Origin of the sequence: Bacillus sp. FSL M7-0558, from assembly GCF_038003245.1 — a bacterium.
GTDB lineage: Bacteria > Bacillota > Bacilli > Bacillales > Bacillaceae > Bacillus > Bacillus pumilus.
The window spans coordinates 1,426,393-1,446,527 of record NZ_JBBOOU010000001.1 but is presented as its reverse complement, the minus strand read 5'-3'; the positions used below and the strand labels follow the sequence as shown (position 1 = coordinate 1,446,527).

Sequence of the window (20,135 nt, the reverse complement as noted above, 5' to 3'; positions counted from 1 at the left end):
GAACAGAGGGTCTGGACTATAGCAAATCAGCGGCAAGCTGTGCAAGTCCAGACCTTTCTCCTTTGACAAGCTTGACATGTCCAGATATTTGCTGCCCTTTGAACCGCTCGATCACATACGTAAGCCCATTATTTAAGCTGTCTAAATAAGGGTGATCAATCTGCTCTGGATCTCCCATGAGCACAATTTTACTTCCCTCTCCGACTCGCGTTAATAATGTTTTCACCTCGTGCTTTGTTAAATTCTGCGCCTCATCAATGATAATAAATTGATCAGGTATACTTCTTCCCCGAATATACGTCAATGCTTCGACTTGAATAGATCCAATTCCCGCCAAAATCGCATCAAGCTCGCCCGGCTTTTTTGTATTAAATAAAAACTCTAGGTTGTCATAGATCGGCTGCATCCATGGTCTGAGCTTTTCTTCCTTTTCTCCAGGCAAATATCCTATATCTTTCCCGACAGGCACGATGGAGCGCGCCACGATCAACTTTTTAAACATACCGAGGTCCTCTGTCTGCATTAATCCGGCAGCAAGTGCAAGCAATGTTTTACCAGTCCCCGCTTTTCCAATCAGTGTCACGAGCGGAATGTCACGGCGCAAAAGCAGCTCGAGTGCCATCGTCTGCTGGACATTCTTTGGACGGATTCCCCAAATATGCTCTTGATCATAAACGAGACGTTTTACATGCTCTGCCTTTTGATCAAGCATTCCTAAAGCAGAACCACCTTCATTTCCCTTCATGATGACAAATTGATGAGGGTTGAATGGTGCGCTTGTGACCTCTTTTATTGGTAATTGATTTTGCTTATAAAATGTATTCAATTGCTCAGTCGGAATGTAGAGCTCATGATAGCCATTATCGATGTCCTCATTTTGCAAAACACGGTCACTTAAGAAGTCTTCTGCTTGAAGCCCTATAGCATCCGCCTTTACCCGCACTAACACATCCTTGCTGACCAAAATAACAGGCCTGCCATGAGGCTTTGTTTCTTCCTCTAAGCTTAAATTTTTCGCGACTGCCAAAATTCGATTATCGTTCGTTTTTTCAATAAAAATTTCTTGAAGCTCATGAAAAGAGCGGTGATTCAGTTCAATGCGTAGCGTCCCTTTTGACTCTAGTGTAATTTTTTCATGCAGTTTCCCTTTCGATCTTAAACCGTCGATTAGGCGTGAGACGCGCCGGGCATTTTGTCCAACCTCGTCCATATATCTCTTTTTTGAGTCTACTTCTTCTAACACAACGGCTGGTATGACGACCTCGTTGTCTTCAAATGAAAAGATTGAATTCGGATCCTGTAATAACACATTTGTGTCTAATACATAAATTTTACTCAGGTCCTTCGCCTCCTGATCGGGGTTTCATTCATCCTTGTCTTTCCCAAAACGATTGTTAAAATATATGTTTTCATGAATAAAGTTAGAAGGTTAATTCAACAATAAAATAAATCATGCAGTTTGTGAAGGAGGGAATACAGATGCGACTATTTTTGACATTATTCATGATTCAAGCCATCATTCTGTTGGGCGCTTGTCAGCAGCAGGAAAAGCCAGAGGCACTAGACAAGCAAGATGGACGCCAGCACGTAGTACGGGTGTCAGACTCAACGAAGAAAAAGACCAATCAAGCCCGGTCATCTACAGATGTTGCGCAGCATCTTGTCAAAGTGACAGAGCACGTAGCAGATGTCAATGATGCAACGGCGATTGTCATCGGCCGCTATGCTGTTGTTGGTATTGATGTAAAAGATGATTTAGATAGAAGCAAAGTAGAAAACATTAAATATTCAGTTGCAAAAGCACTGAAAAATGATCCAGAAGGTGCGAATGCTGTTGTGGTCGCTGATCCGGATACAGTCAGCCGGTTAAAAGAAATGGGCAAAGAAATACAAGCAGGCCGTCCTGTCAGTGGGATTATGGATGAACTAGCCGCCATTGTCGGCCGCGTGATGCCAGAGATGCCGAGAAATGAAATTGATCGCCACGAAACAGATCCGACAAATGAGCCGAATGATCAGCTCAAACAAAATGATCAAAAGCAGTTAGACGAACATCAAAACGATCAATCAAACCATCATATGAATCAGAAGAAATAAAGAGAACGGCTTATATCTCCTGTGATATAAGCCGTTTTCTACGCTGATTTTAAGTAGCTGGAAAACATGCTATAATAAATGCAATAAGTGAGGTGAAAAGGATGAGAGTGAAGTGCTCAATATGCGAGAAGCTTGAAACCATTGATGATGATACACTCGTTGCTAAGCGGTTAAGAAATCGACCGATTCATACATATATGTGCGATGACTGTCAGGAACGTATTAAAGTAAAGACAGAAGCACGCATCAAGACTGGCAGATTCTCTCTTTATCAAGATCCTGCGACGAAAGAGAAAAAGAAGAAAAAAGGAAAAAAAGAACAAAAGACATAAAAAAAGACCTGACACATGTTCAGGTCTTTTTTTACGTATTCACTGTTCCTTCTTTTTTCGCACGATGCAGCCGTATTTTATAAATAATCAAAATGGCAGCTGCCACAACTAGGCCTTCCGCTACTGGCAGGAAGATTCCTAGAAATGTGAGAAACGTGCAACCAAAAATCAAAAACAAGTAAATCACGAGCGCTTTTAAAATCGGTAAACGTCTAGCAAAGCCGAGCTTAAAAACAATAATCGCTAAAACAAGGATGGTGCCATATAGGAGCCACATCCCTGTTTGCGGATTTTCATCGACACGAAACAGCATCGCGAAAAAGGATAGATTTTCACTTACTTCCTGATCATTCAAAAAGATTCCCTCCCCTTATCTTTCAGGGTTCTATCTCTTTAATTCTTCATGGAATTAAGATAATCCTGCTAGCTTTTTCTTCTTCGCTGATTTCTCACGTTCGTTTTTATCTAAAATTTTCTTTCTTAAACGAATTGATTCAGGTGTAACCTCACAGTATTCGTCCTCATTCAAGTACTCAAGAGATTCCTCAAGTGACATAATACGTGGTTTTTTCATGCTAACCGTTTGATCTTTCGTCGCTGAACGCACGTTTGTTTGTTGTTTCATACGGCTTACGTTGACAACAAGATCGTTCTCACGGTTATGCTCACCAACAATCATTCCTTGGTATACTTCAACACCCGGCTCAACGAAGATCACACCGCGCTCTTCAACGCCTTGGATTCCGTAAGCAGTCGCTTTACCTGTTTCCATTGAAACAAGAACTCCTTGACGGCGTCCGCCGACTTGACCAGACTGCATTGGCTGGTAGCTGTCAAACGTATGGTTCAAAATACCAAAACCACGAGTTAATGAAAGAAATTCAGTTGTATATCCGATTAAACCACGTGAAGGCACTGTAAAGATCAGGCGAACTTGACCATTACCATTATTGATCATGTCAATCATTTCACCTTTTCGTGCGCCCATTGATTCCATGATAGAGCCAGTGTGCTCTTCTGGTACATCAATTTGAACGCGTTCAACAGGCTCACATCGAACACCGTCAACTTCTTTTACAATAACTTCTGGCTTCGATACTTGTAATTCAAATCCTTCACGTCTCATATTCTCAATAAGAATGGATAAGTGAAGCTCTCCGCGTCCAGATACAACCCACGCATCAGGTGAAGCAGTTGGATCTACACGAAGACTGACGTCTGTTTGAAGCTGCTGCTCTAAGCGCTCTTCAATTTTACGTGATGTTACGTATTTCCCTTCACGGCCTGCAAATGGGCTGTTGTTAACAACAAACGTCATTTGAAGTGTCGGCTCATCAATACGAAGGATTGGCAAAGCCTCTTGGTGTTCAACCGGACAAACCGTTTCACCTACGTTGATGTCTTCCATTCCAGAAACAGCAACAAGATCTCCTGCTTTCGCTTCGTTGATTTCCACTCGTTTTAACCCTTGGAAACCAAAAATCTTCGTCACACGGAATTGTTTCACACTGCCGTCAACTTTCATTAAGGCTACTTGCTGTCCTACTTGCATTGTTCCTCTGAATACACGGCCGATCCCAATTCTTCCAACATAATCATTGTAATCAAGTAGTGCCACTTGGAATTGAAGCGGCTCTTCATGGTTATCAACTGGGCAAGGGATATGGTTAACAATGGCTTCAAACAAAGATTCCATGTTTTCATCTTGCTTGCTCGCATCGTTACTTGCTGTACCATTGATTGCTGATGCATAGACAACTGGGAATTCAAGCTGTTCTTCTGTTGCATCCAATTCAATGAACAAGTCGATTACTTCATCGACTACTTCAGCCGGACGAGCAAAGTCGCGGTCAATTTTGTTGACAACAACGATTGGTGTTAAGTTTTGCTCAAGTGCTTTTTTCAGCACAAAGCGTGTTTGAGGCATACAGCCTTCATAAGCATCCACAACGAGAAGTACACCATCTACCATTTTCATGATACGCTCAACCTCACCACCGAAATCGGCGTGTCCTGGTGTATCTAAAATATTAATGCGTGTATCTTTATAATGGATCGCAGTATTTTTAGCTAAAATCGTAATACCGCGCTCTCGCTCTAAATCATTTGAATCCATGGCTCTCTCAGCGATATTTTCATTCGCACGGAAAGTACCAGCTTGATGGAGCAATTGGTCAACAAGCGTCGTTTTACCATGGTCAACGTGGGCAATAATTGCGATGTTGCGAAGATCTTTTCGAAGTTTCACATTTTCATCTCCTAAAATAATTAGATAACTTTCATATTATATCACAATCCCCTTTAAATGCCGATCGTTTTTCTGTAAACTTATATTAACTCTAAAAAAAAGGGATGGGGACAAATGAAACAAATCAAATGGCTTCTATTATTATGTGCATTACTTGCGGTTGTCAGTATGGCGTTTATTGGGGTAACTCTTGCAGAAAAAAACGTGCTGGGTATTTGTTTAAGTATTGTGTTTGCCATGATTTTCATGGGTACAGGATTTACATTAAAAAGAAAATTAAACGTGCAATCATAAAATTTCTCAAAAGCCTTTTACATTCTATATGTAGAAGGCTTTTATTTTGGGTAAAAACAAGACCAACCACCTATGAAAGGTCGTGTATAAAGACAGAACATATCATTTAGGCTTGGCAAAAGTAAGCCATCTGAACCTCTCCATCTTTCGACAATAACGTTTATAGTTCTCCAAAATCAAACAGAAAGTTACAATTTTCCTATTCTTCCACAAAGTTTCTCGTGATATGCTGTTCTTGCAACAAAATTTAACAGAAAAGGGAGAGAAAAGAAGCATGAAGAAGATTTTGAGCAAATCGCTCAGCTCTGTTGTATTTTTCGCTTTAGCTATTATTCTTACTTTCACAACAGTAGCTCCTGGGCAAGCAAGCGCTGCAACTTTCAAAGGGATTCCTTTCGAGCAGCAGCAAGTCATTAAAGAATTATTGGAGAAAAACGAGCGTGTCATCAACATTCTCATCAACTCATTTGTTGAGGAAGACAACAACTACACATTTGATGTGAAAAAAGCTGTTGAGCTCGGACTAACTGAAGAAGAAGCGGCGACTGCTGAGAAATTCTTAGATCGCGCAGCTGTTCTGACAATCGTTTTCAGTGAAAGCATCACTAAAAACGAAAAAGGAAAATTGGTTTTTGATGCAGCGAAAGCTGTTGAACTTGGTCTTACAAAAGAAGAAGCAGCTAAATTTGAAAAACTGTTGAAATCAGTGATCAGAATTGCTGACCTTGCTGGTGATGCACTTGTTCTAGACAAAAAAGGTAATGTTGTCATTGATTCAAAAATCGCAAAAGGTATTGGATTCAGCTCTACTGAATTACTTGTTTTTAACCAAATGCTGAAGAAAATTCCTCAAGAGCAATTAAAATCGGTCTATGATGCCATTCAAATTGCTAAAGAAAAATTAAGCTAAGCTCGAAAACCCCCACCTGGATCGCCCAGATGGGGGTTTTTTATTTCAGCCAATAAAGAATGATCATCATGACATACCCTAAACCAAACACGATGCTTGCTCGGTATATTAACTTGCCATAATAGCGCTTCTCGAACTTTCTTTTTTCTTCCTTTTCATCTATATATGGCATGAGATCAGGTGTCTGGATAAGAATGATTGGTTCTCTCATCTCTTGATAAAGTTGCCGGCAGCTCTCACAGGTTTGTAGATGCTCGGCTATTATTTTATTGGTACCCGCACTTGTGTCTCCCTCTATATAAAGGGGTAACAATTCTTCGATCAAATAACAGCTCATGTATTGAACTCCTCACAATGTAGCATTCGCTTCAGCTCTAATCTCGCTCGATGAAGGGTTGTTTTGACTTTAGATAAAGTCCAATTCAAAATTTCAGCTACTTCTTCATATGACAATTCCTGAATATCTCTTAAAATAAGGACCTCTCGGTATGAATCCTTCAGCTGATTGATATGATGCCACAGCCTTTGAATGTCAGCTTGTGTTTCGATGTGGTCCTCTGGTGTCAAAAAGGACTGCTGCTCTAAGTAATCAACCTCTTCTACATTCGTAAATGTCCATTTGATTTTTCGGCGATAGTCATTCACAAATGTATGATAAGCAATGGTATAAAGCCATGTTTTCACACTAGAATGTCCTTTAAAAGATGATAAACCATGTAGAGCCTTCATAAATACATCTTGCGCAAGATCCTTGGCCGTTTCCATATTCCCTGTCCGCCGATATAGATATTTGGTGATTTCCTGAAAATATTCTTCATAGATTTTTTCAATTTGATCAGCTGTTCTGGACATTAGAAATAAAACCACACAGTCATCCAAATCGATAAGACAATGAAAAAGAAGTATAACGAGTAAATAAACCCCTTCATGCGTTTTAACTCATTATAGTCATTCTGATCTTCAATCAGTGCTGAACCTTGTTTATTCCCTATGACAACATGCTGAAATTGCTGCTCATGTGACTTCATCCAGCTGTATGCTTCGTCACCCAGCTCCCCTTCTTGATACAGTTCATATAAGTCTTGAAAGATGGCTTGTTTTTCTTTATCTGTCAAAACGGTGCACCTCTTTTGTTCGTCCATTTACTTCATAAATTTTACGCTCATTTGATCCAAAGGTTTGAATAATGACTAGCCATGAATTGTCCATGTCCCCTTCTTTGTTGATCATTCTAACTGGTTTTATTTGTTTTTTATAAATCATAGATGGTTTCTCATTTTTTAATACTTGTTGATAGACTTCATCACGATCTTTATACGATACAACATCCGGTATAGAGGACACTGGTTCCAGCCTCAGTTCAATTCCATCATGATCTCTAAACACACGCAGTAGATGAGAGGATCGATTAAATGTATACTGTTTGGTTTCATTAGTACCTGTCTTTTTCTTCACGTCTTCTGGCTTTTTCTCTATGAGCTTTAACAAATCTTCATCGCTGACGTTCTCTTTTTTCTGTTGAAGAAGCGTTTTTGACAACTTGAAGCTGATGATATCTTTTGTTGAGCCATTAAACAGAAACTCCGATTGATCTTTTGTTGTGACCCTCACTTCATGCTGCCAATCAAAATAGAATTCATCAATGCCTGTGATTTGATAAGCTGGCGACTTTAGGTTTAAATGTTTATAAATACTGTTGATCCTATTTTTTATCTCCATTTCTGTTAAATGGATTCCGTCTATATCCTTTAATTGAAAGATGGCGTTTACGTATTGCGCTTGTCGAAGCGTCCCTTTTTTCCAGGTGGCAAACGCTAAACTGTCCTCTTCATTCTGAGACATTTTTGGCAGAAGAAGAACGTCCGTCTCTCCGTCCTCTTTTTTTACAGCTAATTGAATGCGCTGTAGATCGATTGACCGCCCGCTTCTTTCAAAAAATTCAATGGTTTTTTTTCTATATTCTTTATCGGTTAGTTCCTTTCCCTCTAAACGACCTCGATAAGAATAACCGCTTAATTCGCCTGTAAACGCAGAAATATTCACTTCATACTGATCATCTGCAAACACGTAATGATAAGGGATAGGCTGAAGACTAGCATTTAAATACAGCGATTGATCCTCTGGGACAAATTTTGAAGCGAATGCTTTTGCACTTACTGCTGATAAAGGGCGATATTCTTCTGAAAATGTATCTACCAGTTCCGTTTTGGTGAATTGGAACATGGTATGAGGAATATTGACAATCGGATTGAGTAATAGCAGAAAAAAGACAGCTATACAACCAGCGCCCCACTTCCTTAATCTCACCTTGTCCCGTAGTAAAGCAGATAACAAATAAATCGTCATAAAGCTTCCTGCTGCTGCTACTAAAATGACAATCGATTTAAATGTAGATTGAAGCTCATACTTCGAAATAGAAGGATAAAATATATAAAGCAAGGCTGCAAAAATCAAACCATAGAATAAAAGCAATTCCTTCCACTTCCAGTGCCAAAACAAGCGAAAGAAAAGGTGCAGCAGCAAAGCGGCAAAGCAAGCCATAGCCAAAATGGTGATCATATCTCTCCATACTAGCCCCGTATCACCGCTAAGAAAGAACTTTTTGCTTTCAGCAAACACAATAAACACTGTTTGACATAAAGGCAGAAGTAATACAGATAAATCAAAAGCAAAAAACATACCTTTATTTTTTAAATAAGGAAGAGTAATAACATAGTACAGTGATGCAAGCAAGACATACCCATAGATGAGAAATTGCATGAAATCCGTCAGCACTTCAAATGTTTCAATCGTATACTGTCTAGCTAGGACTTGGTGGCTCATTTCAAGTGTCATTCCGCCTAGCAGGACTACTCTTAATACAAGCCCAGCATAAAATACATAACCACTTTTCTTTTCTTTCCATATAGGAAGTGTAATAAAAAGAACAAATAGTCCAAGTACACACCATTGAATGATGCGGATACTGTACTCGTTTAAAATAAAATACCTTTCAAAATGGAGCGATAAATCACTAAACAAATCAAACATTAATAAACAATCCTTTACATCAAATTAAGGCCTCGTTCGTATAGACATTTCTCTTTCCAAAAAGTTTCATCAAATACAAAAAATCACTTCATTCTCATGAAGTGATTTGGTTTATTTTTTATTTCCACTGCCTTTTATGTAATCGTGCAAGATTTTTTCACAAACGGATCGATTTCCGGCGACGATACTGTTTTTGTCTAGAAACGTTAGGTGTTCTCCGTGTATATTTGAGTAGACTGCCCCTACTTCATCCAAAAGCACACAGCCTGCTGCATAATCCCACGGCGCAAGCCTTAACGTGACGTATGCGTCACTTCTGCCGCTTGCGATATAAGCGAGCTCAAGTGCAGCTGATCCAATCGTTCTCGTCCCTCTCACATCACGCACAAGACGGGCAAACGGTTTAGCATCAAAATAAGGGCTTTCGATCGCCCAGGTCGGGTTAATGCCGACAATGGCTTTTTCAATCGCTACATCTTTTAATGGCGGAAGCAGGGTATCATTCATATAAGCCCCTTCTCCTTTGACCGCATGGTAAAGCTCGTCATGAATGACGTCATAAATGAGACCGATTTTCCCAATGCCATTTTCAAATATCCCGATTGAAATGGCAAAGTTGCGTTTTTGATGGACAAAGTTCATTGTGCCATCGATTGGATCAATGATCCACACGACTCCATCCAGTGAGGTCACTTCTTCCCCTTGTCCCTCTTCACCTAAAATATGATGATCTGAAAATGTCGATTGTATCTTTTCAATGAAAAAACGTTCTGTTTCTTTATCGATATTTGTGACAAGATCATTTGGATTTGATTTTGTTTCAATTGATAGACCTTCCTGCATGGACGCTTTAATACGGCTTCCTGCTTCTTTTACCCAAAGCTTTGCAAGACGGTCAATTTCCACCCAGTTTGTCATCAGACTGTAAACCTCTTTTCTATGTAATACCTATTTGTAATAGCATACTGATATTATGTGCGTAAAAGCAAGAAAAAAGCAGCTTCATACAAAAACGAACCGATGAATTGGTTCGTTTTTACCTCACCTTGTTTTACCCTTTAAGCTGCTCCCATTCTTTTCTTAGGCGCTCAAGCTTTCGTTTGCTGCGTTCGATTTGGATGTCATCTTTTTGCTCGATGGCTTCATGAAGCGTAGAAAGCTCATAGTCCACCTCTAATCTCCACACAGCGATGCGATTCTTCTTCTCCTGTCTATACCCCTGCTTCACGATTTGCTTCATTTGGTCAACGCCCCTTCCAGAGAATGATTCATTCCTTGTCAGTTTTCATTGATAAAAAATTCAATCGATAAGAGAATTGGTTCTTGCTTATATCGTATGAAGCGATCGCATAACCGCAACGACATTCTGAAAATTGTGTTTTTACCTATTTGTTATGTACCACAAAATCGTTGTTTTTAAACGCTGCCCTACTTCCTCTACAATCTTTGACATGACGGTGCATCTTTTTTTGAGCTTAACCCAAGCTATGATAAAATATGATCAGCGAAAGAATACAGGAGGCATACTATGAGTGAAATGCGTTTTAGAGATGAAGATTTTGAGACATTTACAGTTGACGGTTTAGATGAACGAATGACCGTATTAAAAGAAAGAGTCCGTCCAAAGCTTGAGGCACTTGGAGAACACTTTGCACCACTTCTTTCTTCTATTACAGGAGACGAAATGTTTGTACACGTCGCAAAGCATGCTAGAAGATCAGTCAATCCGCCAAATGATACGTGGGTTGCTTTTGCAAACAGCAAGCGTGGGTATAAAAAACTCCCTCATTTTCAAATTGGGCTTTGGAAAACACATGTCTTTGTATGGTTTGCTCTCATTTATGAATCTCCTGTGAAAGGCGAATATGGTCAGTTATTCGAAAAAGAACTAGATACCATTCAGAAGAAAATACCGCAAGATTTTGTTTGGTCTAAAGATCATATGAAACCAGATGTCATGCGTCACAGCGAACTCGATGCAGAACAGCTAAAAACGCTGTTTGAACGTGTCCAAACGGTGAAAAAAGCCGAGCTCCTTTGCGGTATTCAGCTGCCTAGAGAAGAAGTCGTTCAAATGAATAATGAAGAATTTTTATCAAAAATCGAAGATGCCTTCCGCACGTTGACTTATCTATACCGCTTTACACAAAAACAATCTGTATAAAAAAACGAGCCCACCAAGGCTCGTTTTTTCTTACATACGTATAATGGCGGACTCTTCTGCTTCTCTTGCCGTTTTCACTGTACGATAAGGAGAATACCCGCTTTCCTTTTCAAACGCTGCACAATGCGTCTTTTCTTCTGCTTTTGATGGCACAATCTCTTTAAAGCGTTTATAAGTATCTAATAACTCCTGCTTCGCTATTCCTTTTTCATAGGCTTTTTCAACAGCTTGAAAAAACGAAATAACCGCAATCTTTTCCTCTGTCGTCCAGTCGACGTCCATTGGATATTGATATTCCATTTACTTGTCCCTCACTTTAACACTCATTTCTTATTTGAACTTTTATTATAGCATCTGTTCGATCAGAAACCGATTGATTTTATGCTTTACATTCCGATCAGTTCATAATATAATTCTTTTGTTTTATGCAATGAAATCTGTCGTTATTGGCACAATAATAGCAGGTATTTCGACGAAGGTGGGAAAGCAATTGTCACAACATGATACACCCTTATACACTGGACTAAAAAAACACGCAGCAACCAATCCAGTTCAATTTCACATTCCTGGCCATAAAAAAGGAGCCGGAATGGACCCTGAATTTAGAGCATTCATTGGCGACAATGCATTAAGCATTGATCTCATTAATATAGAACCTCTTGATGATTTACACTCACCTCGAGGAATGATAAAAGAAGCACAAGATCTAGCTGCTGAAGCCTTCGGTGCTGACCATACGTTTTTCTGTATCCAAGGAACAAGCGGCGCCATCATGACAATGGTGATGACCGTATGCGGACCTGGAGATAAAATCATCGTTCCGCGTAACGTCCATAAATCGATTATGTCCGCGATTGTATTTTCTGGCGCAGTTCCTGTTTTTATTCACCCAGAAATAGACAAAGAGCTTGGCATCTCTCACGGCATTACACCAGAATCAGCGAAAAAGGCACTCACGGAGCACCCAGATGCAAAAGGTCTGCTTGTGATTAATCCGACGTATTTTGGCGTTTCAGCAGACTTAAAATCGATTGTAGACATTGCCCATTCATTTCATGTGCCTGTCCTTGTCGATGAAGCACACGGCGTGCATATTCATTTTCACGATAAGCTCCCGCTATCTGCCATGCAGGCAGGTGCCGACATGGCAGCAACAAGTGTCCACAAACTCGGCGGTTCCCTGACCCAAAGCTCTATTTTAAATATGAAGGAAGGGCTTATCTCAAAAGATCGCGTGCAATCGATTTTAAGCATGCTGACAACAACGTCTACTTCTTATTTGCTCTTGGCGTCACTTGATGTCGCTCGAAAGCGATTAGCCACTGAAGGAAAGGCACTAGCAGATGAAGCCATCCGTTTAGCTGAATCAGCGAGAAACCGTTTGAATCAAATTGATGGCATTACGTGTATTGGCAAGGAAATACTCAGTTCAGCTTCTACGTATGATTATGATCCAACGAAATTAATTATTTCAATTAAAGACCTTGGTCTCAATGGCCATGATGTCGAAAAATGGTTGAGAGAAAGCTACCGGATTGAAGTGGAGCTTTCTGACCTTTACAACATTTTATGTATTGTGACCCCTGGTGATTCTGATGAAACAATCGATACGCTTATAATGGCTATGAAAGACATTGCCGCAACCTCTACAAGTGAGAGCGGCACACAAGCGGTAACTGAAGTCCTGCTTCCTGAGATTCCATCGCTTGCCATGACGCCGCGTGATGCCTTTTACGCCACAACAGAAGTGGTTCCGTTTAAAGAAGCAACAGGCCGCATCATCGCAGAGTTTGTTATGGTGTACCCGCCAGGCATACCTATTTTTATACCAGGAGAGATTATCACAGAAGAAAATATCTCCTATATCTTTAAAAACATTGAAATTGGTCTCCCTGTCCAAGGACCAGAAGATTCAACGCTAGAGATGATCCGCGTGATTAAAGAACAGAAACCAATTTTATAAAAAAGAAACATGCAGCCCCAAATGGAGCTGCATGCTTTTTTATTTATTCAGAGGCTTCATCACAGCAATGACAGTGACCACACGTTCCGTATAGTGTTGTCACTTTTTCATTTTCAAATTGATCAATGGTCTCATTGCAATCTTGACAAATAATTGTACCCACGTACATTCCCCTTTTCTTCATTCAATATTTGAAAGCGTTTAATCTATTTCATACTTCTATAATATGATGTCACATTTAAGTTGTCAACGGTTAATTGTATGACACATTTAATTATTTTTTATGAATATGTGCTATTTTCTCATCATATTGAGGGAACGTTTCAATTGTATTTTGCTTCATATCAATTCTGTAACAATTGAGTAACAATCGAAAATTGTCAAAAAGGACATGATACACTAGAGTGACTAACAGGTAACCAGCTCCTAAAAATGTTGGGACAACCCCAAAGGATTTTGAGGTGAATAGATTGAATTTTATGAGGACACTTCTCATTATATTCCCCATGCTCTTTGTACTTAGTTCATGCTCATTTGCGTATATCATACCGAATCAGACAGACCAAGTCAGTCATATTCAAAAACCAAGAATTCTCTTTTTTACAGATGCAGAAAATCTTGATAAAGAAAGTCCTTATTATGATGCAGTCCTCGATTTAAAGAATGAATACCCGAAGGAAATGTCAAAGATGATTGTGAAAGAAGATCGTAAAGGCTGGAAAAATGAAGTAGACGAATTGCCGGCTATTTTACTTGTAAATAATGAAAAAGTCATTGTGAAGGTTGAAGGAAATGTCAGCAGCAAAGAGGATATTTTATCGCCTTTATGCCACGCTTTAGACCGCGTGAATACAAATTAATGGCTTCACCTTGCACTTATATATCCATATGAAATAGCCCCTCATGAAATGAGGGGTTTTTCTCATGCAGCACTCAAAAAACCCTCTCCTTGTTGGAGAGGGTTTTTATAGGTTCATTATTTTACGATATGGATTGGGCTTCCAATTGCTACTTCAGCCGTTTCCATTGTAATTTCACCTAAAGTTGGGTGAGCGTGAATTGTCATTGCGATATCTTCAGCAGTCACTCCAGCTTCGATTGCAAGGCTAAGCTCTGAAATCATATCAGAAGCGCCAACACCTGCGATTTGTGCACCAATCACAAGACCATCCTCTTTACGAGTGATCATTTTCATGAAGCCATCAGTTGCGTCAAGAGAAAGTGCACGTCCGTTTGCTGCGAATGGGAATTTCGCTGCAACGATGTCGATTCCTTCTTCTTTTGCTTCTGCTTCAGTGTATCCAACAGTTGCAAGTTCTGGCTCTGAGAATACAACAGCAGGAATACCAAGGTAATCAATTTCAGCTGGCTCTCCAGCGATTGCTTCAGCTGCAATTTTACCTTCGTAAGAAGCTTTGTGTGCAAGTGGTGGTCCATCAACGATGTCACCAATTGCATAGATGTTAGATACGCTTGTACGGCATTGTTTGTCTGTTTTGACAACTCCGCGGTCAGTCAATTCAACACCAACTTGCTCAAGACCAAGCTCATCTGTGTTTGGACGACGACCAACAGTAACAAGTACGTAATCAGCATCAACTGTTTTTTCTTCACCTTTTACTTCGAAAGTAACAGTGACACCATCAGATTTTTCTTCAACGCCTTTTGCAAGAGCGTTTGTATGGATTTCAACGTTTCCTTTTTTCTTCAGGTTACGTTTAACCAATGAGCTCATTTGCTTTTCGAAACCTGGAAGGATTTCGTCTCCACCTTCAAGGATGACAACTTCTGTTCCAAAGTTTGCATAAGCAGTACCAAGCTCAGTACCGATATATCCACCACCGATAACAACTAACTTCTTAGGTACTTCTTTAAGCGCTAAAGCACCGGTTGAGTTGATCACGCGGTCTGTGTATTTAAAAGTAGGCAATTCAATTGGACGAGATCCAGTAGCAAGAATTGCATTTTTGAAAGTGTACGTCTGTGCTGAATTTTCATCCATTACACGTACAGAGTTACTGTCTACGAAATAAGCTTCACCTTTAACGATGTCTACTTTATTTCCTTTAAGAAGACCTTGAACTCCACCTGTTAATTTGTTTACAACAGAAGCTTTCCACTCTTGAACTTTTGTGAAATCAACTGTTACGTTTTCAGCTTTGATACCCATGTCTTCAGAATGCTTAGCATTTTCGAAACGATGGCCAGCATTGATTAATGCTTTTGAAGGAATACAACCAACGTTTAGACATACACCGCCAAGTGTTCCTTTTTCAACGATTGTTACTTTTTGTCCAAGCTGTGCAGCACGAATAGCAGCTACATATCCGCCAGGACCTGCACCGATGACAAGAGTATCTGTTTCGATTGGGAAATCTCCTACTACCATGACATTACGCCTCCATTAAAATTAATTGTGGATCATTCAATAAACGCTTGATGTGGTTAAGGGCATTTTGCGCAGTAGCTCCGTCGATCATACGGTGGTCAAAGCTTAGGGAAAGAGCTAAGACTGGAGCTGCAACGATTTCGCCATCACGAACAACCGCTTTTTCAGCGATACGGCCAATACCAAGGATCGCTACTTCTGGGTGGTTGATGACTGGAGTAAACCATTGTCCACCAGCAGAACCGATGTTTGTGATTGTGCAAGATGCACCTTTCATTTCAGCTGGAGCCAATTTACCATCACGTGCTTTTGTTGCAAGCTCGTTGATTTCGTTAGACACTTCAAAAATAGCTTTGCGATCTGCATTTTTCACAACTGGAACGAGCAGGCCTTTTTCAGTATCAGCTGCAATTCCGATGTTGTAGTAATGCTTTTGAACAACTTCATCTGTTTTATCATCGATAGAAGTGTTAAGTACTGGGTACTTTTTCAAAGCAGAAGTAAGAGCTTTTACAACGTAAGGCAAGTAAGTTAACTTGATTCCTTGATCAGCTGCAACTTGTTTGAATTGTTTACGATGTGCAACAAGGTTCGTTACATCAACTTCATCCATTAATGTTACGTGAGGAGCTGTATGCTTAGAGTTTACCATTGCTTTCGCGATCGCTTTGCGGATTCCGCTCATTTTCTCGCGAGTTTCTGGGAATTCCCCTTCAAGAACTGGAGCTGCTGCCGCTTTAGGAGCTGCTTCTTCTTTCGCACTTTCAGCTGCTTGAGGTGCTGCTTCTTGAGCTGCAGAACCACCATTAACGAAGCTGTCGATATCTTCTTTTAACACACGTCCGTTTTTACCAGAACCTGCAACTTTGTAAATTTCAATGCCTTTTTCGCGAGCATATTTACGTACAGATGGCATAGCGATAACGCGTTTGTTTGGATCAGCATCTACTTGCTCTTGTGCGCCTGCACCAGTTGCTGCTGCCGCTTCTTCTTGTGCCACTTCTTTCTTCTCTGGCTCGTTACCAGCTTCAGCAGTACCTTGTACTTGAGCTTCAGTTTTTGCTTCGCCTTCTTCTTCGCTGCCTTTAAATTGAAGATTTTCGTAACCAGGTGCATCAAACGTAATGATTGTTTGTCCTACAGTTGCAACTGTTCCCTCTTCAACTTTTAATTCTAATACTTTTCCTTTAACAGGTGAAGGAATTTCTACAACTGCTTTATCGTTTTGTACCTCTGCTAAAACGTCATCTTCATTAATTTCGTCGTTTGGTTTTACAAACCACTTAACGATCTCACCTTCGTGGATACCTTCTCCGATGTCCGGAAGTTTAAATTCAAATGCCACTGTTTTTCGCCTCCTAGATTTTGTTGAATCCTTGTTGTGTATGTTTACACGGTCTTGTAATTGATAAAGGGGAAGAGAAATAAATTCTTTTCCCCTCAGTCATTTAATTAAAATTCAAGAACTTTCTTAGCTGTTTCAAGCACGTCTTTATGGTTTGGAAGCCATACGGTCTCAGCTTGAGAGAAAGCAAATACAGTATCAGGTGCAGCTACACGAAGTACTGGTGCTTCTAGGCTAAGGATTGCTCTGTCATTGATTTCAGCTACTACGTTTGCAGCAATACCAGCTTGTTTTTGTGCTTCTTGAACAACGATCGCACGACCTGTTTTTTCAACAGAAGCGATGATTGTTTCAATATCAAGCGGGCTTACTGTACGAAGGTCGATCACTTCAGCAGAAACGCCTTCTTTTTCAAGTTCTTCAGCAGCTTTAAGTGATTCGTGAACCATTGCACCGTAAGTGATGATTGAAAGGTCAGAACCTTCACGTTTCACGTCAGCTTTACCGATTTCAATTGTGTACTCTTCTTCAGGAACTTCCTGACGGAAAGAGCGATAAAGTTTCATATGCTCAAGGAATACAACCGGATCATTGTCGCGGATTGCAGAAATTAATAGTCCTTTTGCATCGTAAGGTGTTGAAGGAATGACCACCTTGATACCAGGCTGTTGTGCGATAAGACCTTCTAAGCTATCAGCGTGAAGCTCAGGTGTGTGAACTCCCCCGCCGAATGGAGAACGGATTGTCACTGGAGAATGCCAGCGTCCGCCAGAACGGTAACGCATACGAGCCATTTGTCCAGAAACAGAATCTAATACTTCGTAAACGAATCCGAAGAATTGAATTTCCATTACTGGGCGGAATTCTTGTAGTCCAAGGCCAATTGCAAGACCGCCAATACCAGATTCAGCAAGTGGTGTATCGAATACACGATCCTCACCAAACTCTTTTTGCAATCCTTCAGTCGCACGGAATACGCCGCCGTTTTTACCAACGTCTTCTCCGAAAACGAGAACGTTTTCGTCATTTTTCAGTTCTGTGCGTAACGCATCAGTGATCGCTTGAATCATTGTCATTTGCGCCATGGCTTACTTCGACTCCTTCTGTTTGTAAATTTCAAGCTGTTCAACTAAGTTGAATGGTTTCACATCGTACATATTTTCAATCAAGTCAGTGACTTTTTGCTTAGGCTGTTCGTCAGCTTCTTTGATCGCTTGTTTGATTTGTTCTTTTGCATCTTCGATGACTTTATTCTCTTCTTCTTCAGACCATAGGCCTTTGTTTTCCAAGAATTTGCGGTAGCGTACCAATGGATCTTTTTGCTCCCACTCGTTTTCATCTTCTTTTGTACGATATCTTGTTGGATCGTCACCAGCCATTGTATGTGGGCCGTAACGGAATGTAAGAGTTTCGATTAATGTTGGACCTTCGCCATTTACAGCACGCTCACGAGCTTCAGCAGTTGCTGCATATACAGCTAATGCATCCATACCGTCAACTTGTACGCCTACGATACCAGCTGCAGCTGCTTTTTGTGCAATTGTTTGCGCAGCAGATTGCTTCTCAACAGGAGTAGAGATCGCATATCTGTTGTTTTGGACAACAAAAATCGCTGGCGCTTTGTAAGCCCCTGCAAAGTTAATACCTTCGTAGAAATCACCTTGTGAAGCTCCGCCATCACCAGTGTAAGTGATTGCAACAGCATTTTTACCACGCTTTTTCAAACCAAGAGCTACACCAGCAGCTTGAATGATTTGTGCACCGATAATGATTTGTGGTGAAAGTGCATTCAAATCTTCAGGCATTTGGTTACCAACAAAGTGTCCACGAGAGAACAAGAACGCTTTTGTTAATGGTAGGCCATGCCAGATTAATTGTGGTACATCACGATATCCTGGAAGAATGAAATCTTCTTTCTCAAGTGCAAAGTGAGTTGCAAGCTGAGAAGCCTCTTGTCCAGCTGTTGGCGCATAGAAGCCAAGACGTCCTTGACGGTTCAATGAAATTGAACGTTGATCTAATACTCGTGTAAACACCATACGGCGCATTAATTCTTTTAATTGGTCATCTGAGAGATCTGGCATTGCCGCTTCGTTTACGACTTCGCCTTTTTCGTTTAAAATTTGAAACGTTTCAAACTGCTTTTTGATGGCATCAAATTGCTTTTTGCTATCAACAATTGCTTTTTTTGTTTTTGCAGCCATTCTAAAGTCACCTCTTCCTTTCTTTTAACAGTCAATTTGTCGTGAATCCATTTATACATACAGATATAGGATAACCCAAAATACACATATGACTCCTGTATTTAATAGCCACTAGGATCGTTGTCGAAACTTAAGATGATCGCTCGTTTTTGAGTTCTTCTAACTGTATTAACGATAGTTCACAAATAACTAATACAACTTCTGTTAACAAGGACTAGTTTACAACAAGAAAAATAGTCCGTCAATTGATTTAACGGCTTTATTTAAATAAATGTATTCGCTTTACTTTTTATGGTGAGCTGTATCAATCTGTTTAACAAACACATCGAACTGTACTAGTATAGTGTGTACTACTGTACTACAATAGAAAATGTTTGTTTTTGTCGAAAAATAAAAAAAGAGCTGTTTTTTCAGCTCTTTTTGGACTCTTGATCTGCCACTTTAGACAAAGCCTGTTTATGCTCATTCAATTGCTTTGTATATTGATTGAACTTTTTACCTTCTTTTCTGACTTTGCTATAAGAACGGTTCACCGTCTTCAGCTTGGATTTTAGCTCTTTATATCCTAAGTCCTTTTTCTTTAAAGATTGATATAAATGCTGATCTTGTTTCAACGCCTTTTGATATTCCTTGTAAAGCTGGTCATACGACGCATATCTTTTCTCAAGCGATTTGACCGTTTCATCTGCTTTTTCTTTTAAATTCGTATCTTGTATACGTCCCGCAGATTCCTTGACCGTTTTCAATTCTTTTTTCGATTCATCCATGCTGTCTTTTTCTGTTTTCAAATGTTCTTCTCGTTTCGCAGCAGATGCTAACGCCTGATCAGAAAGGCTTTTCACTGTTTTAGTGTGATCCTTTGTGGTTTGAATCATTTTTTTATAGAGCTGCTGCTCTTTTTTCTCATAGCTTTGCAGTGCGCCTTGCTCTTTTTCAAAGGATGCCTCTTTTTCGCTCATTTTCGTCATCGCATCTTGCATATCATGAAATGGACTTTGACCTCCGCACCCCGCCAGCAAAAGGGTACATATCCCCGCTAAAGCAGCACCTGCTTTCATGCTTCTTCTTATCTGTCTCATCACAAGGTTCCCCCTTTATATCTCCACATACAACTATAATTTTTATAGGCGTTTGTGACAAGGAAAGAGGTCATTCTGAG

The 20,135-nt window shown here is 40.1% G+C and carries 23 protein-coding genes; 7 read left to right on the top strand and 16 right to left on the bottom strand.

Annotated elements, in window-relative coordinates; all coding sequences use genetic code 11:
- Positions 1-16: 16 nt before the first annotated feature.
- A complete protein-coding gene (locus MHB79_RS07195; RefSeq protein ID WP_034619937.1) occupies positions 17-1,339 on the bottom strand; it encodes a PhoH family protein in 1,323 nt (440 codons plus the stop codon).
- Positions 1,340-1,479: 140 nt separating this feature from the next.
- Between MHB79_RS07195 and MHB79_RS07190 the strand changes: the two genes are divergently transcribed.
- On the top strand, positions 1,480-2,097 hold the full coding sequence (locus tag MHB79_RS07190) for a YhcN/YlaJ family sporulation lipoprotein (RefSeq protein WP_050945115.1): 618 nt from the start codon (positions 1,480-1,482) through the stop codon (positions 2,095-2,097).
- 101 nt (positions 2,098-2,198) lie between these two features.
- Positions 2,199-2,429, top strand: coding sequence for a YlaI family protein (locus tag MHB79_RS07185; protein WP_003210787.1), 231 nt, complete (start codon positions 2,199-2,201; stop codon positions 2,427-2,429).
- Between the two features lie 31 nt (positions 2,430-2,460).
- Here MHB79_RS07185 and MHB79_RS07180 read toward each other — a convergent pair whose 3' ends face one another.
- On the bottom strand, positions 2,461-2,742 hold the full coding sequence (locus MHB79_RS07180; protein ID WP_044334035.1) for a YlaH-like family protein: 282 nt from the start codon (positions 2,740-2,742) through the stop codon (positions 2,461-2,463).
- Between the two features lie 96 nt (positions 2,743-2,838).
- Positions 2,839-4,677 (bottom strand): translational GTPase TypA, encoded by a 1,839-nt coding sequence (gene typA, locus MHB79_RS07175; protein ID WP_003212439.1) that lies wholly within the window; start codon positions 4,675-4,677, stop codon positions 2,839-2,841.
- Positions 4,678-4,791: 114 nt separating this feature from the next.
- Here typA and MHB79_RS07170 point away from each other — a divergent pair, with 114 nt between their 5' ends.
- Together MHB79_RS07170 and MHB79_RS07165 are read left to right on the top strand one after the other, a co-directional pair.
- Complete coding sequence (locus tag MHB79_RS07170; protein ID WP_003211596.1) at positions 4,792-4,971, top strand: DUF5325 family protein; 180 nt, start codon at positions 4,792-4,794, stop codon at positions 4,969-4,971.
- A 274-nt stretch (positions 4,972-5,245) separates the two neighbouring features.
- Positions 5,246-5,881 carry a hypothetical protein gene (locus tag MHB79_RS07165; RefSeq protein ID WP_044142020.1) on the top strand — a complete coding sequence of 212 codons (636 nt, stop codon included), beginning with the start codon at positions 5,246-5,248 and terminating at the stop codon, positions 5,879-5,881.
- A gap of 40 nt (positions 5,882-5,921) precedes the next feature.
- On the opposite strand, the gene MHB79_RS07160 is transcribed toward MHB79_RS07165, so the two are convergent.
- The 6 genes from MHB79_RS07160 to MHB79_RS07135 form a co-directional block, all read right to left on the bottom strand.
- Positions 5,922-6,218, bottom strand: a complete 297-nt coding sequence (locus tag MHB79_RS07160; protein ID WP_137054679.1) for an anti-sigma factor family protein — start codon at positions 6,216-6,218, stop codon at positions 5,922-5,924.
- Positions 6,215-6,733 (bottom strand): sigma-70 family RNA polymerase sigma factor, encoded by a 519-nt coding sequence (locus tag MHB79_RS07155; RefSeq protein ID WP_205688519.1) that lies wholly within the window; start codon positions 6,731-6,733, stop codon positions 6,215-6,217. The genes MHB79_RS07160 and MHB79_RS07155 overlap by 4 nt, the downstream gene beginning before the upstream one ends.
- On the bottom strand, positions 6,733-6,996 hold the full coding sequence (locus MHB79_RS07150) for a hypothetical protein (protein ID WP_126741232.1): 264 nt from the start codon (positions 6,994-6,996) through the stop codon (positions 6,733-6,735). The genes MHB79_RS07155 and MHB79_RS07150 overlap by 1 nt, the downstream gene beginning before the upstream one ends.
- Positions 6,986-8,911 (bottom strand): hypothetical protein, encoded by a 1,926-nt coding sequence (locus MHB79_RS07145; protein ID WP_340989407.1) that lies wholly within the window; start codon positions 8,909-8,911, stop codon positions 6,986-6,988. Before MHB79_RS07145 ends, MHB79_RS07150 begins: the two co-directional genes overlap by 11 nt.
- Before the next feature lie 111 nt (positions 8,912-9,022).
- Positions 9,023-9,829: an inositol monophosphatase family protein gene (locus tag MHB79_RS07140; protein WP_327840613.1), complete on the bottom strand. Its 807-nt coding sequence runs from the start codon at positions 9,827-9,829 to the stop codon at positions 9,023-9,025.
- 133 nt (positions 9,830-9,962) lie between these two features.
- Positions 9,963-10,151: a hypothetical protein gene (locus MHB79_RS07135; RefSeq protein WP_003211901.1), complete on the bottom strand. Its 189-nt coding sequence runs from the start codon at positions 10,149-10,151 to the stop codon at positions 9,963-9,965.
- A 288-nt stretch (positions 10,152-10,439) separates the two neighbouring features.
- Between MHB79_RS07135 and MHB79_RS07130 the strand changes: the two genes are divergently transcribed.
- The gene (locus tag MHB79_RS07130) at positions 10,440-11,075 is read left to right on the top strand and encodes a DUF1054 domain-containing protein (RefSeq protein WP_050945117.1); all 636 of its coding nucleotides are present in this window, start codon (positions 10,440-10,442) and stop codon (positions 11,073-11,075) included.
- Between the two features lie 30 nt (positions 11,076-11,105).
- Here MHB79_RS07130 and MHB79_RS07125 read toward each other — a convergent pair whose 3' ends face one another.
- Positions 11,106-11,375, bottom strand: coding sequence for a UPF0223 family protein (locus MHB79_RS07125; protein ID WP_050945118.1), 270 nt, complete (start codon positions 11,373-11,375; stop codon positions 11,106-11,108).
- Positions 11,376-11,565: 190 nt separating this feature from the next.
- Between MHB79_RS07125 and MHB79_RS07120 the strand changes: the two genes are divergently transcribed.
- Complete coding sequence (locus tag MHB79_RS07120; RefSeq protein ID WP_106032469.1) at positions 11,566-13,038, top strand: aminotransferase class I/II-fold pyridoxal phosphate-dependent enzyme; 1,473 nt, start codon at positions 11,566-11,568, stop codon at positions 13,036-13,038.
- A 43-nt stretch (positions 13,039-13,081) separates the two neighbouring features.
- Here the strand turns inward: MHB79_RS07120 and MHB79_RS07115 are convergent, their stop codons facing one another.
- A complete protein-coding gene (locus tag MHB79_RS07115; protein ID WP_003212464.1) occupies positions 13,082-13,201 on the bottom strand; it encodes a GapA-binding peptide SR1P in 120 nt (39 codons plus the stop codon).
- A gap of 316 nt (positions 13,202-13,517) precedes the next feature.
- Between MHB79_RS07115 and MHB79_RS07110 the strand changes: the two genes are divergently transcribed.
- Complete coding sequence (locus tag MHB79_RS07110; protein WP_223250645.1) at positions 13,518-13,898, top strand: hypothetical protein; 381 nt, start codon at positions 13,518-13,520, stop codon at positions 13,896-13,898.
- A gap of 116 nt (positions 13,899-14,014) precedes the next feature.
- Here the strand turns inward: MHB79_RS07110 and lpdA are convergent, their stop codons facing one another.
- The 5 genes from lpdA to MHB79_RS07085 form a co-directional block, all read right to left on the bottom strand.
- Complete coding sequence (lpdA, locus tag MHB79_RS07105; protein WP_003211097.1) at positions 14,015-15,427, bottom strand: dihydrolipoyl dehydrogenase; 1,413 nt, start codon at positions 15,425-15,427, stop codon at positions 14,015-14,017.
- Positions 15,428-15,431: 4 nt separating this feature from the next.
- Positions 15,432-16,772 carry a dihydrolipoamide acetyltransferase family protein gene (locus MHB79_RS07100; protein WP_003211261.1) on the bottom strand — a complete coding sequence of 447 codons (1,341 nt, stop codon included), beginning with the start codon at positions 16,770-16,772 and terminating at the stop codon, positions 15,432-15,434.
- 107 nt (positions 16,773-16,879) lie between these two features.
- Entirely contained in the window at positions 16,880-17,857 is a 978-nt protein-coding gene (gene pdhB, locus MHB79_RS07095) for a pyruvate dehydrogenase complex E1 component subunit beta (protein WP_003211433.1), read from the bottom strand.
- Positions 17,858-17,860: 3 nt separating this feature from the next.
- Positions 17,861-18,976, bottom strand: a complete 1,116-nt coding sequence (pdhA, locus tag MHB79_RS07090; RefSeq protein WP_003211678.1) for a pyruvate dehydrogenase (acetyl-transferring) E1 component subunit alpha — start codon at positions 18,974-18,976, stop codon at positions 17,861-17,863.
- 410 nt (positions 18,977-19,386) lie between these two features.
- Positions 19,387-20,055: a YkyA family protein gene (locus tag MHB79_RS07085; RefSeq protein ID WP_251191320.1), complete on the bottom strand. Its 669-nt coding sequence runs from the start codon at positions 20,053-20,055 to the stop codon at positions 19,387-19,389.
- Positions 20,056-20,135: the final 80 nt, after the last annotated feature.